The sequence below is a fragment of the Sphingobacterium bambusae genome (assembly GCF_033955345.1).
GTDB lineage: Bacteria > Bacteroidota > Bacteroidia > Sphingobacteriales > Sphingobacteriaceae > Sphingobacterium > Sphingobacterium bambusae.
In genome coordinates, this window is the sequence record NZ_CP138332.1 from 5,386,682 (window position 1) to 5,400,781 (window position 14,100).

The following is a 14,100-nucleotide window of genomic DNA, read 5'->3' on the forward strand; positions in this document are numbered from 1 at the left end:
AAACAAAATCATTTTTCATGCTAAACAATGGACCAACTAAATAATAAATCTATGATGTAAAACAATTACACAACATCCAGCACGTCGTGCATTAATTCTAATCAATAAACTTTAATTGTAAACCTTTTTTTAAATAACCATGAAAAAAACGACCAATTTTTCTGGAAGGGTATCCTTTTATCCTAAAAATCCGCTAAAACATGCGCTATGGATCTCCGGTGCGTTGCTTTTAATCGGGAATTATGCGTTGGCAGCTAGTCATCCAACTACCATAGCTGCTAACCATAGTAAAAATACCAATGTTTTTCAGCAAAAAACCATTCGCGGTAGCGTGATAGATGCCGGATCTAAGACCCCGCTTGCCGGTGTAACGTTGAAGGTAGTTGGGAAAGCTACTGCTACTTCTACGGATGAAAATGGCGTCTTTGAACTGAATGTAGCGGTAAATGACGTTATTGAAGTAAACTATATCGGTTACCAAACAAATCGGGTGACTGTGTTGGCCAATACGACAAGCCTGAATATAGAATTGACTGCCGATAACAGCAATTTAGAAGAGGTATTGGTAACGGGATATGGCACGCAGCGTAAGAAAGATTTGACCGGTGCCGTGGCGGTGGTTAACGTAGAGCAACTAAAAACACAACCTGCTGCAACAGCCGTAGAAGCCTTGCAAGGACGTGCTACCGGTGTGCAGATCGTGAATGATGGTGCTCCAGGATCTACTCCTCAAATTAAAATTCGCGGTTATAGTACGATCAATAACAATGAGCCATTGTATATTATCGATGGTGTGCCTTTTGAAGGTAAGCTAAGCTGGCTCAACCAGAATGATATTGAGACCATGCAGGTATTGAAAGATGCTTCTGCGGCTTCCATCTATGGTTCTCGGGCGAACAACGGCGTTGTGATCATCACCACGAAAACAGGAAAAGAAGGTAAACCGCAAATTGCCTTTGATTCTTACGTCGGACTACAAACACCGCGCTTCAATACTTTTCCAAAAATGATGACACCACAACAGGTGTACGATCTGAACAACCGCTTGTCGGGCACCAACCTGAGCTTGCCGGATTACTTGCTTGCGGGCGAGCTAGGTAGGGAGGATGTCGCCACGATGACGCCTGCAGATTACGATATGTCGCGATACAACTACTCGCGAAATCCAAGCACTTTCTACCAAATCACGAAAGCAAATAAAGAAGGAACCAATTGGTTTCGTGAACTCTCCCAAAACGCGCCCACACAAAGTTATCAGCTAAGCGCTAACGGAGGTGGAGAAAATGCGACTTATGCCGTATCCGTGGGGCATTTAAAACAGAAGGGAGCGATCATCCATAGCGGATTCGAACGCTTCAACGTACGCTCCAACACCGTGTTTAAGGCATTTAATGGTAAGTTGCGTATTGGTGAAAACATGCAATATAGCTTTACCCGCGGCTTTGGTGTAGGGGTTAATCCTAATACGGCCGGGGGATACATGGAAGAAGGAAGTATCCTTGGTTTCGCTTTCCGGATTCAGAACATTATTCCGGTTTATGATGAAGGTGGAAATTTTGCTGGATCGAAGGGCGGATGGGGTAATGGACAAAACCCTGTTGCTATGGCCTATCGTGGAAAAGATGATGTCAATAAAACGAATATGTTTTTCGGAAATGCCTACACCGAATATGATATTTTGGATGGACTGACCTTCCGTAGCAGTTTTGGTATGAAGTATGAAAACTATACCGGTATTGATCTTACTTATCCTAACCCAGAGTTTTCCGAAGGCTCATTCAATAACGGGATGCGCGAGTATGCTGGATTCAACACGGAGTGGACGTGGACAAATACCCTAAACTATCGCAAGATCATCGATAAGCACAACATCAATATCTTGGCCGGTACGGAAGCTATCGACAACCGTACACGTGATCTGTCTGCTAACAGAAATGGTTTCTTCTTACTGAGCAGTTTAGATTACTTCTATCTTGATGCAGGAACGACCAATTTTGGAAATACGGGATCGGGAACGTTAGGAGCACTTTTCTCTATTTTTGGAAAGGTAGACTATAGCTTTGACGATCGATATATCTTAAGTGCTACGGTGCGTCGAGATGGATCGTCTAACTTCGGACAGGCTAACCAATATGGTGTGTTTCCGGGCGTAAGTGGTGCATGGAGGCTATCGAGTGAAGAGTTTTTGAAACCCGTCACTTGGATAACCGATCTTAAACTCCGCGCAGGTTACGGTATTACGGGTAACCAACGTATCCCGCCCTTACAGTTTATGAATCGCTACACGTCCATTATAAATGAATCTTCTTATCCGATCAATGGTACCGTAGCTACTGGTATCTGGCAGAGTGATTATGCAAATCCAGATGTTAAATGGGAACAAGTGAATGCCTTAAACCTTGGTATCGACTTCACCCTATTTAATGGAGATTTCGATGGAGCATTTGACTATTACGACAAGCGCACGAAAGATATGTTGTTTCGTGTTCCTTTGCCAGCCGCGGCAGTTGGACGAGCAAGAGCTCCTTACGTAAATGTCGGTAACATGAGTAATAAAGGGGTGGAATTGGCGCTAGGCTACCACTACGGCTATCGCCAAGAAAGTGATTTCAAGCTTGATCTTGCCGGTACCATTTCACGCAACGTCAATCGCGTGGAATCCTTAGCTCCGTCAATTTCCTCACAGATCTATGGTAATTTCCGTAGTATGGAAACAACCATTCTTCGTGCAGGTGAACAATTCGGTGCTTTTTACGGCTATCAAGTGGCTGGAATCTACCAAAGTGACAATGATGTCTCTACCTCGCCATCTTACGCTGGTGCACGCCCTGGAGGACTCAAGTTTGCTGACGTAAACGGAGATGGTGTTATCAATGATGCCGATCGGACCATCATCGGATCACCGCACCCTGATTTCATCTATTCTTTGGCGATTAACACGGCGTACAAGAACTTTGATTTCTCTATGTTTTTCTACGGATCTCAAGGCAATGATGTGTATGATGCAACACGTTACTATACCGACTTTAGCGTATTTTCCGGACAGAAAAGTGCGCGATTGATCGATTCTTGGAGCCCAGAGAACCCAGGCAGTTCAGTGCCTTCGCCGACCTTGAATGCTTCAACCTTTGAGTATGCATCCTCTTCGTATTATGTGCAAGATGCTAGTTTCTTAAAGCTTAGAACGATGCAGTTGGGTTACAACCTACCTGTAAAGAACCTTTTTGGTCAAGACACTTCGGTGAGTAGATTGCGGGTGTACTTGGGCGTGAACAACGTGTTCACCATTACCAAATATGATGGATTGGATCCAGAAGTTACAGCGACACCTAGTGACTATCCAGCACTCGGTGTGGATTTCGGAAGTTATCCGCAAGCTCGTCAGTATACGTTTGGTGTCAGTTTAGGTTTTTAACATTAAATAAGAGTTTGATCATGAAAAAGAATATATTATATACGACGTTACTTTGTTCAGCACTGTTGGCAACAGGTTGCGGAAAAGATTTCTTAAATAAAAATCCGCAAGGTGCACTAAGTGAGGAACAGGTAACCAACAGTGATGGGGTAGAAGCTAATCTCTTGGGCGCTTACGGTATACTTAATGGAAACGTTAGCGGTACTTGGGGTAATTATGCGTCAGCACCCAGCCAGTGGCTTTTTGGTGAGGTTGCAGCAGATAACGCACACAAAGGTTCGGAAGAAACCGATCAGCCAAATATGAACCTCATCGAGTTGTTACGCCCCAACCCGGCCAATGACAACCTATCTCAAATGTGGCAAGTCTATTATGAGGGCGTGCTCCGTTGTAACAGGACGATGCAGCTATTAGAGGCAGACCAAGCAGGACCTAAGACTGTTTCAGCCGCGCGCGCCGTGGAAATCCAGGCGGAATCGCGCATGCTCCGCGGACATTATTACTTCTTCTTATGGCGGGTTTTCAAGAACATACCTTGGGTAGATGAAGCAACAACATTGGATGAAGCGAAGTTAAAACCTAATAATGAGGACGTATTTCCTAATATCATTGCCGATGTACAATTTGCAATCGATAATCTCCCTGCCGCAAAGATCAATGGCGAGCGTGGGCGTATGGATAAGGTAATCGCACAAGCCTATTTGGGTAAGCTATATCTTTACCAAGGGAGACATGAGTTGGCGTTGCCGTTGTTTAAAGAAGTTATCGGCGCTAAGGATATTACCAGCATGCCCTTCGAAAACAATTTCAATGTAGAGACCGAGGACGGTCCAGAAGCATTGATGGTGTCTAAACACGCTATTAATCCAAACGGTACCGGCGACAATGCCAATATCGGCGACATGTTGTCCGGCTTGTATGGTACTTCGCCGGTTGGATGTTGTGGATTCTTTCAACCATCAATCGACCTCGTGAATGCCTATCGCGTAGATGCCAATGGTTTACCTTACTTGAATGGCCAGTATAGGGATAACGCGTATGTGTCCGATATGGGGCTTTCAGGAGCAGCTAAAGCGAATTATCAAGTTAGCAGAACGTTGCGTGTAGATCCGCGTTTGGATTATACTGTAGGGCGCCGTGGGATTCCTTACCTTGACTATGGCGTGATGCCTGGCGATGCATGGATCCGGATGGCTACTTACGCTGGTCCTTTTGTTGGTATTAAAACGATGATCAATCGCAGTCAATTTGCTTCACATGCTGTGCCCGGCGAGCCTTATATCACGGGTCTCGACGTTAACATCATGCGCCTAGCCGATGTGATCTTGATGGCGGCAGAGTGCGAAGTAGAATTGGGTAACTTGCCGGGGGCGTTAGCTTATGTCAATTCCATCCGTCTACGCGCGGCCACCGTGCCTCACAAGCAAATTGGAGGCGACGATATGGCAAATTACATGGTGATGCCATATCCTTCCTTTCCCAATGCCGAGTATGCTAGAAATGCGGTGCGTATGGAGCGTCGTCTAGAATTGGCTTTGGAAGGCCATCGCTTCTTCGATTTGGTAAGATGGGGTGTCGCTAAACAGACGTTGGAAAGTTACTCTACTTTTGAGGGCGGACACTTACCAGCATTTAGTGGTGTTATCTATAACACGCATAATGCATATTTCCCTATTCCACAAATTGAAATAGACCGTAGTGGCGGGGCGTTGACCCAAAACACAGGCTACAACTAGATATTGTCAGATATCCATCCCCCTTATCGACTACTTTGTTTAATAGGCAGTCGGTGAGGGGGTGTTTTTTTCTTCAGGGCATTTCCGTAAAATCCTTTTACGCAACAACGATATTCTCCTGCTGTTTTTTGTATGTTTACGCTATGAAAAGCATCTTCCTGATTTATGCGATACTCTTTGTCAGTTTCTCACTTAAAGGCCAATCGCTGGATGTCACCTCCATACGAAAGGAATTAGATTATTCCAATGTGTTAAAGGCGCATTTTTTTGGTTTTTGTCTGTATGATTTGGATAGCAACCGCTTTGTAATGGGGGTCAATGAAAATAAATTGTTTACACCAGCGTCAAACGCGAAAACCTTTACATTGTTTGCATCGCTTAAAAACCTTGGTGATTCCATACCTGGTTTGCATTATGTTGAGCGCGGGGATTCACTTATTTTTTGGGGAACAGGAGATCCGACTTTTTTGCATAATCGATTGGACTCACGGAAGGTTTTCGATTTCTTGAAGACGAGCAAAAAACGTCTATACTATGCCGCAGAACAACAAGCCGAAGAAACATTTTTTAGAAAGGGCTGGGCCATGGAAGATTATGAAGAATACTATCAACCCGAAATTAGCAGTTTTCCAATTTTTGGTAACGTGGTCACCTTTCGGGAGAAAAAAGGAGTACTCACCTGTAGTCCGGCACGCTTCCAGTCGGCCATTGAGTACCGAGCTGATGCTAACGCGAATTACGCGCTCAGCCGTAGATTCACGGAGAATGTGTATGAGCAGAACCGGACAAGCCCTCCGCATAAATACGTCAATGAAAAGCCTTTTCGATATTCACCGCAACTGTTTGTACAGCTGTTGACGGATACGTTGAAACGTGATGTTAAGCTCATAGCATATAATCGACCCACAGACTTCAAGACCATCTATTCGCAGGCAACCGCCTATTTACTGCGCGAAATGATGTTGCCGAGCGACAATTTCATTGCCGAGCAATTGAACATGTTGATTGCACAAGAAAAATATGCTTCCTTTCAAACTGCTCGGCTGCGCAACGATATGCAAAAAGAGTATTACGATTATTTTACGGATAAAATTGAACTGTATGATGGAAGTGGATTGTCCAGCTACAATAAAGTCACGCCTCGGAGTATGGTCGAGTTGCTTTCGTTGATTCATAATAGTATTAAGGACTCCACAGCGCTTCATCGTTTGTTTCCGACTGGAGGGGTCGATGGCACATTGAAGCGTGCTTATGCGTTGGACAAAGGGGAGCCATTCGTGTGGGCAAAGACAGGAACGGTGCATGCCGTACATAACCAAAGCGGATTTATCCGCACCCGTAAAGGTAGGAATTTTGCGTTTTCCTTTCTTAATACGAATTTCTGGGGTGAAGCAACAGCTGTACGTCGCGAGATGGTACGGATCATGACTTTCATCCGCGAAAATTATTAATGAAATTAACGGCTATTGTGGCCTATTTTCATATTTCAGTTGCTTATATTTAGCTAACATTATTATATTCGCTTTAATTTATGCGCGTCATCACAAAAAACGACAAACGCTTAATTCGATCTTGGTCGATGTACGATTGGGCGAATTCAGCTTATAACTTGGTCATCACCTCTACTATATTCCCGGCTTATTACACGGCGATCACGCAAACGGAAGAACACGGTGATGTCGTTTCTTTTTTCGGATTCAAGATTATCAATACCGCCCTCTCAAACTTTAGTTTAGCGATCGCCTATTTGTTAATGGCCGTCACCTTGCCTTTTATATCTTCTTATGCCGATGTGCAGGGCAAGAAAAAACAGATCATGATGTTTTTTACCTATTTTGGTGCTATATCGTGTATGGGGCTGTTCTTTTTTAAGATAGAAACACTAGAATTGAGCATTATTTTATTTGCGATGGCTGCCATGGGGTATATTGGCGGGGTGCTGTTTAACAATTCTTACCTACCCGAGATTGCCACCGCAGATCAGCAAGATAGAGTAAGTGCGCAAGGTTTCGCCTACGGTTATGTCGGCTGTGTCGTTCTGCAATTAATATGTTTGGTTTTCATCCTTTCTCCAGATACCTTTGGTATCACCGATTCTACATTTGGACCACGTTTATCCTTCTTATTGGTCGGGGTTTGGTGGGCTGCTTTTGCGACGATTCCGTTCAAGGCGCTTCCAAATAATCAACGCTCTGCTGTGCGCGCTTCGAAGCGTATTTTCCGTACAGTGGTCATCGAGTTTAGGATTGTGTTGCGTAAAATTGGAAAAATGGAACGCATAAAACGTTTTTTACCAGCCTATTTCTTTTATGCAGCAGGGGTGCAGACCGTTATGATTGTCGCAGCAGCCTTTGGGGCCAAGGAATTGCATATGGAAAACAGCAAGCTGATCATTACCATTCTGCTCATTCAGTTGGTCGCTATTTTAGGTGCCTTAATGATGTCGAAGCTGTCAGAAAAATATGGTAATATCAAAATCTTGATAGTTGTGGTTGTGCTGTGGATAGGTATTTGCGTATCTGCATTTTTTGTCAACTCGGAAACCGCTTTCTATGTCCTTGCCTGTGTGGTTGGTTTAGTTATGGGAGGCATCCAGTCGCTCTCTCGCTCGACCTATTCCAAGTTTTTACCGCAAAACACTAAGGATACGACTTCTTTTTTTAGTTTTTACGACGTTACCGAGAAATTGGCTATCGTGATGGGCCTTTTTGCCTTTGCGGTGATTGAGCAGTTGACACATAATATCCGATATTCAGCCCTGGCTTTGTCCATATTCTTTGTTATCGGGGTCATTCTTCTACTACGGGTTTTACGATTTAATAAAGTGATGACGGCATGAAGGTAGAGATTTTTATTCCTTGCTATATTGATCAGGTTTATCCTGAAACGGCTTTTAATAGCATTAAGTTGCTGCAGAAAGCAGGATGCGAAGTGGTTTACAATCCCGCACAAACCTGTTGTGGCGAACCCGCCTATTCCGCTGGATTTTGGGATGAAGCCAAGCAAATGGGACTAAAATTTTTAGAAGATTTTTCTGAAGATTGTTATATCGTGACACCGTCCGCTTCCTGTAGTGGTATGATAAAAAATGGCTATAACGATCTATTTACCAACTCTACAGCGCATAACCGTTGCCGGAATATCCAAGGGAACATCTTTGAATTAAGTGATTTTTTGGTCAATGTGCTGAAGAAGGATTATTTTGGAGCCGAGCTCGTTGGTACGGCGGTCTATCATGAAGCCTGTAGCACGGTTGGTGAAGCTCGCTTAAAAGAAGAACCTCGGCAGCTCCTTTCGCAAGTTGGTGGTCTAGAATTGGTTACTGTGGACGACGAAGACAGTTCTTGCGGATTTGGAAGTTCGTTTGCCTTCAAATTTGCGGGAATGTCGGCGGCTTTGTCGGAACAAAGGGTGCAATCAGCTTTGACAGCCAAGGCTGACTATATTATATCGACCGATAGTGGTTGCCTCATGCAACTGCAATCCTATATTGATAAACATCAACTTCCTATAAAAACAAAACACCTAGCGGATGTGCTTACATCTGGCTGGGCAAATATTTAACATACAAAAGCTAACAATATGAACTCAAGAAGAACCTTTTTAAAAAATGTCGGATTAGCAACGGCTGGTCTTGCATTAGCACCATCACTCGATGTATTTGCCGCAAAGAAATCCTGGTTTGAGATTTCTTTAGCAGAATGGTCTTTGCATAAGACTTTGTTCAAAGGAGATCTGAAAAATATTGATTTTCCAGAACTTGCTGCCAAGAAGTTTGGTATCTACGGTGTAGAATATGTAAATCAGTTCTTTAAGGATAAAGCGCAAGACATGAGCTACTTAAAGGATTTAAATAACCGTGCAAAAGATAATGGCGTAACTAATGTACTCATTATGATTGATGGAGAAGGAAACCTTGGCGATGAAGACGACAACAAGAGAAAAACAGCCGTGGACAACCACCACAAATGGATCGATGCAGCGGCTTTCTTAGGTTGCAAGGCTATTCGCGTCAACGCAGCTGGAAAGGGAACGCCTGAAGAAGTAAAAGGGCGTGTCATCGAAAGTTTATCATCACTTGCTGATTACGGCAAGAAGGCAAAGATCAACGTTATTGTGGAAAATCATGGCGGTATATCTTCCCATGGCGATTGGTTGTCTGACGTGTTAAAATCTGTGGGAAAGAAAAATTGTGGTAGTTTGCCTGATTTTGGAAATTTCTACGAGTATGACCGATATCAAGGTGTACAAGATTTAATGCCTTTTGCGAAAGGTGTTAGTGCCAAGACGCATGATTTCGACAGCAACGGCAACGAGACACAGATCGATTACGAAAAAATGATGAATATTGTGAAAGGAGCAGGATTCAAAGGATTCGTCGGCATTGAGTACGAAGGTTCCAAATTATCCGAGGTTGATGGAATATTGGCCACAAAAAAACTATTGGAACGTTTCAAGACGGCATAGGTTATTACAATGAAGTTTTTCTTTATTCGAGAGGTCGTAATTTTCTTTTTCTTAGTGCTTTCTGGTTTTCCATGTGTTGCGCAAGTTAACGTGTACAACATGGGGAAATGGCAAGATAGCCTCGTGCGTCTTGGCCGCGATATGTTTGAGAAAAAGGCGGAGCCTGAACGTCTAGAGAAAAACTTCACTTTCGTGAAAACGTTAGTTTCTGCTCTTAAAGAGCGCCATTCTTTTTTATATCCTTTTCAGGCGTTAAAGATGATTTCGATCACCATGGCGCCCGACAATCGCTTTCGTATATTTTCGTGGAATATTCCGTTGGATGACGGTTCATTCCTGTATTATGGCGCTATACAAACGAAATCAAAAAATGGGGAGCTCCAATTGGTACCTCTTTTAGATAAAACCTTTGAGATTAAAAATCCTGAAAATGCAATCCTGCAACCCAATAATTGGTATGGGGCCCAGTATTATGATATCGCCAAACTAGACGATGCTTATGTACTAGCTGGCTGGAAGGGGCAGAATCCAACAGAAACACAGAAGGTAATTGAAATTTTACAATTTGACGGGACAAAATATAATCTCGGCAAGTCGGTCTTTTCTGATGATCGAAACGCGACTCGAAAAGTATTTCGTTTCGCACCGGATGCCCGTATGTATCTTCGCTTCAATACAGCGAGAAATCGTCTGATTTTTGATCATATTGTGCTCGCAGATAGTAGTGCACAAGGTAATTATGAAGTTTATGGACCTGATTTAACCTATGACGCTTATCAGTTTAAGCAGAATATGTTGCATTATCAGGGTAATGTGCCTTTTATTAACGAGAAAGGACAGTCTGATGAAGGGAATAGGGCTCCAGGACAGGCATTGCCAGGAAAAAAAAGCGGATTATAGCAAACCGATACGGTGTTAACAAGGATTTTTGTTTTCTTTGTACCGTTACTTGTAATAGATTTAAAAATTTGACCTAATAAGTATCCAAGAAAACAACATAACTTAAAAATATGAATCAACAACAAGATGAATTCCTGATTGGACATCTAGCAAAGAAAGGGCTAGATGACAAGATGGTAATGGGGCATCCGGCAGCATTGTTCGTGCTGTTCTTCACGGAAATGTGGGAACGATTTAGCTACTACGGTATGCGCGCACTATTGGTAACCTTCTTAATTACCGAAGTTGCCGATAAAGGCTGGGGAATGACAAACGCCGAAGCCATGGAGCTTTACGGCTGGTACACCGGTTTGGTCTATGCAACACCACTTATTGGCGGTATGATTGCCGACCGCCTGACGGGGTATAAAAAAGCGATATTGTTGGGCGCGCTAGTCATGACCCTTGGCCATGCTTCTATGGCCTTAGAGGGCTACACCAAATTGTTTTTCTACGCAGGTTTGGGATTGATGATTTTAGGAAATGGTCTTTTTAAACCAAATATCTCTTCCATGGTGGGTCAACTATACCCGGATAACAGTGCAAAAAAAGATTCCGGTTATACAATTTTCTACATGGGCATTAATGCTGGCGCTTTCTTGGGCTCGTTGTTATGCGGCTATATAGGCGAGAAAATTGGTTGGCACCTTGGTTTCGGATTAGCTGGTGTATTTATGTTTTTCGGTATGCTGCAGTTCTATTTTGGTCAACGTATTTTCGGCGTAATCGGTGACAGCCCTAAAAAAGCAATCGAGTTGACGCCAGACGTAGATGACGTTGCATTGCCTAAAAATGTTGTAAAAGACCGTTTAATTGTTGTTACCGTACTTATTATTGCGAGTGTGTTTTTCTTCTTGGCCTTCGAACAAGCCGGCGGATCAATGACCATCTTCGCTAAAAATTATACCCAAAGGGTTTTGGAAGGAACGGCAGGAAACACCTTTAAGTGGGTAGATGCTATACTTACCTTGTTGCCTATCTTGATTGTTACGTATGTATTGAGCAAGCTGGCTGCTAAAATTATCAAGCAGTATCCACTAACCATCATTTTTACGTTGATCTCCTTCTTTTCCATCATGTTGCTCGGGATATGGAAGATCCACCGCGAATTTACGTCCGATGTCACCGAAGTTACTGTTGCCTGGTTTCAGATCTTAAATGCATTCTTTATCGTAACCTTGGCCTCTTCGTTTAGTAAATTTTGGGAGAAGGTATGGAATCCTTCTGGACCGGTAAAATTTGCTTTAGGCTTAACCTTGGTGGGCGTAGGCTTTTTGGCGCTATCTTACGGTAGTATGAGTATTCCATCTGGGGCTGCCACAGCCTCTATTAGTATGGTATGGTTGATTTTGGCCTATTTCTTCCATACTACTGGTGAGTTGTGCGTTTCACCGGTTGGACTTTCGTATATGAGTAAACTGTCGCCTAAGAAGTTTATCGGTTTGATTTTTGGCTTCTGGTTCTTGGCATCTGCCATAGCAAATAAAATGGCAGGTCTTAGTGGCGGTTTGATTGATAAGATTACCGAAATGTATTCGATGTCTACTTTTTTCTTAATTATCGCTGGTTTGCCGATAGGAGCTGGATTGCTACTGTTGCTGTTTAATCCATTACTAAAGAAAATGATGCATGGCATCAACTAAAGTTTTTCCTAAAATAGGATAGAAAAATGCTCGTAAACTTGTTACGAGCATTTTTTGTTTGCATGAACAATTATTCTCATGGATTTACTTATTTTTGGCAATCAAATAAAAGCGTATGACAGAGAATTCTTCGGTTTCACTCGATAACCACGCGAGTGGAGGGCGAGTATTGGGGCACCCAGCCGGCCTATTCGTTCTTTTTTTTACCGAAATGTGGGAGCGTTTTTCGTTTTACGGAATGCGGGTGTTGTTGATTCAATTTTTGACCGCTTCGGTGTTGGGATCCAACCCCGGATGGGGGTGGACTGCTGAACAGGCTGGAGCACTCTATGGCACCTATGCCATGTTGCTTTATATCACGCCGATTTTCGGTGGTGTCATTGCCGACAAGTTTATAGGTTCTCGCGCTGCCGTTATTATCGGCGCGGCCATCATGACGTTGGGGCATGCTTCTATGGCCTTCGATTCGCCACTCATGTTTTTCATCGGTCTAGGTTGTTTGGTTATTGGAACGGGATTCTTCAAGCCCAATATGCCCGCGATACTCGGCGAGATGTACAAACTGTTGCCCGAAAAGAAAGACGGTGCATATACCATATTTTACATGGGGGTTAATGCAGGTGCCTTTTTTGGGATGATGCTTTGTGGATATCTGGCGGAAACCGTCGGTTGGCATTGGGGCTTTGGACTTGCCGGTATATTTATGTTGCTGGGTACATTTCAGTTTTGGTTGGCTGGCCCGCTGTTGGGTCGCTTAGGTGTGCTTGATAAAGCTTCAGTAAAAGATACCACAACACAAAAAAATAATTTGGAAGCTGGAGAAACCAAACATAACAAATTTACAGCGGTAGATATCTTTTTGATGATCGTGGTCGGTATTGTGGGCTTGGTTTATGCGTTCAACGATCCGTTGTCCAAGAATAACGTGCTAGATGTGTTTGCCTTTATGGATACCGAGAGCTTCAGAGGCCAAAATATCATGGTCATCGGTGCACTTGTTTTGTTTTTGCTGCTTATTGTGCTGCGTATCCAACGGTATGCTAAGGTCGTTCGTGATCGGATGTATGGCGTGATTTTACTGGGTTTCTTCTTGATATTCTTCTTCATGAGCTTTGAACAAGGTGCAACATCCTTAGTTCTTGTAGCACGTGACTACGTGGATAGGGAACTATCTGGAAACGGGCTATTGGCTTTCAATATTATGAATACCTTGCTTACTATTGTACCGCTTATCATTATTTCTTGGGTACTTATCAAGTTGGCTATGGTTACTTGGCATAAAATCGCTTGGTCCAATATCATTCTATTTATCTGTTTCATCATGATTTGGGCTGCGGGTATCTGGATGTTGTATAACGAATTTACGGCTGAAAAATCAGCCATCAAGGTCTCGTGGTTCTCTATTCTAAATTCCTTCTTTATTATCGCATTGGCTTCTTCGGTTTCCAAGATATGGGAATCTAAATTTAATCCAACTGCCGCCATGAAATACGGCTATGGGTTAATTTTGGTAGCAATAGGTTTCCTTATTTTAGGCTACGGCGCTCTAGGGGCAGGAACGGGAACCAAAATATCCATGATCTTCCTCGTGTTGACCTACCTTTTCCACACACTAGGAGAGCTCTTTATTTCACCGGTAGGCCTGTCCTACGTCTCTAAGCTAGTTCCCGCGCGCATGCTCGCTTTTATGTTTGGTATGTGGTATCTAGCTATAGCCATTGCGCAGAAACTTGCTGCAATATTGGGCGGACAAGTGGAGACAATACAGCAGAACTACTCCTTAAGTCACTTCTTTTTCCTTTTTACAATTATCCCTGCCGCAGCGGGTCTCTTGGTGATGATCCTGAATCCACTCATCAAAAAGCTAATGCACGGTATTAAATAAAAACACGCACAAGGC

At 43.3% G+C, this 14,100-nt stretch carries 9 protein-coding genes; all 9 read left to right on the forward strand.

The window, feature by feature from the left end; all coding sequences use genetic code 11:
• Positions 1 to 139 precede the first annotated feature (139 nt).
• The 9 genes from SCB77_RS22365 to SCB77_RS22405 all read left to right on the forward strand — a co-directional run bounded on the left by SCB77_RS22365 (position 140) and on the right by SCB77_RS22405 (position 14,085).
• Positions 140 to 3,415 (forward strand): SusC/RagA family TonB-linked outer membrane protein, encoded by a 3,276-nt coding sequence (locus tag SCB77_RS22365; RefSeq protein ID WP_320184232.1) that lies wholly within the window; start codon positions 140 to 142, stop codon positions 3,413 to 3,415.
• A 20-nt stretch (positions 3,416 to 3,435) separates the two neighbouring features.
• On the forward strand, positions 3,436 to 5,151 hold the full coding sequence (locus SCB77_RS22370) for a RagB/SusD family nutrient uptake outer membrane protein (protein ID WP_320184233.1): 1,716 nt from the start codon (positions 3,436 to 3,438) through the stop codon (positions 5,149 to 5,151).
• A gap of 143 nt (positions 5,152 to 5,294) precedes the next feature.
• Positions 5,295 to 6,602 carry a D-alanyl-D-alanine carboxypeptidase gene (locus SCB77_RS22375; protein ID WP_320184234.1) on the forward strand — a complete coding sequence of 436 codons (1,308 nt, stop codon included), beginning with the start codon at positions 5,295 to 5,297 and terminating at the stop codon, positions 6,600 to 6,602.
• 80 nt (positions 6,603 to 6,682) lie between these two features.
• Complete coding sequence (locus SCB77_RS22380; RefSeq protein WP_320184235.1) at positions 6,683 to 7,990, forward strand: MFS transporter; 1,308 nt, start codon at positions 6,683 to 6,685, stop codon at positions 7,988 to 7,990.
• The gene (locus tag SCB77_RS22385; protein ID WP_320184236.1) at positions 7,987 to 8,715 is read left to right on the forward strand and encodes a (Fe-S)-binding protein; all 729 of its coding nucleotides are present in this window, start codon (positions 7,987 to 7,989) and stop codon (positions 8,713 to 8,715) included. The genes SCB77_RS22380 and SCB77_RS22385 overlap by 4 nt, the downstream gene beginning before the upstream one ends.
• 18 nt (positions 8,716 to 8,733) lie before the next feature.
• A complete protein-coding gene (locus SCB77_RS22390; protein ID WP_320184237.1) occupies positions 8,734 to 9,618 on the forward strand; it encodes a sugar phosphate isomerase/epimerase family protein in 885 nt (294 codons plus the stop codon).
• A gap of 99 nt (positions 9,619 to 9,717) precedes the next feature.
• On the forward strand, positions 9,718 to 10,518 hold the full coding sequence (locus tag SCB77_RS22395) for a hypothetical protein (RefSeq protein WP_320184238.1): 801 nt from the start codon (positions 9,718 to 9,720) through the stop codon (positions 10,516 to 10,518).
• A 110-nt stretch (positions 10,519 to 10,628) separates the two neighbouring features.
• On the forward strand, positions 10,629 to 12,200 hold the full coding sequence (locus SCB77_RS22400) for a peptide MFS transporter (protein WP_320184239.1): 1,572 nt from the start codon (positions 10,629 to 10,631) through the stop codon (positions 12,198 to 12,200).
• Positions 12,201 to 12,315: 115 nt separating this feature from the next.
• Entirely contained in the window at positions 12,316 to 14,085 is a 1,770-nt protein-coding gene (locus SCB77_RS22405) for a peptide MFS transporter (RefSeq protein ID WP_320184240.1), read from the forward strand.
• Positions 14,086 to 14,100 lie beyond the last annotated feature (15 nt).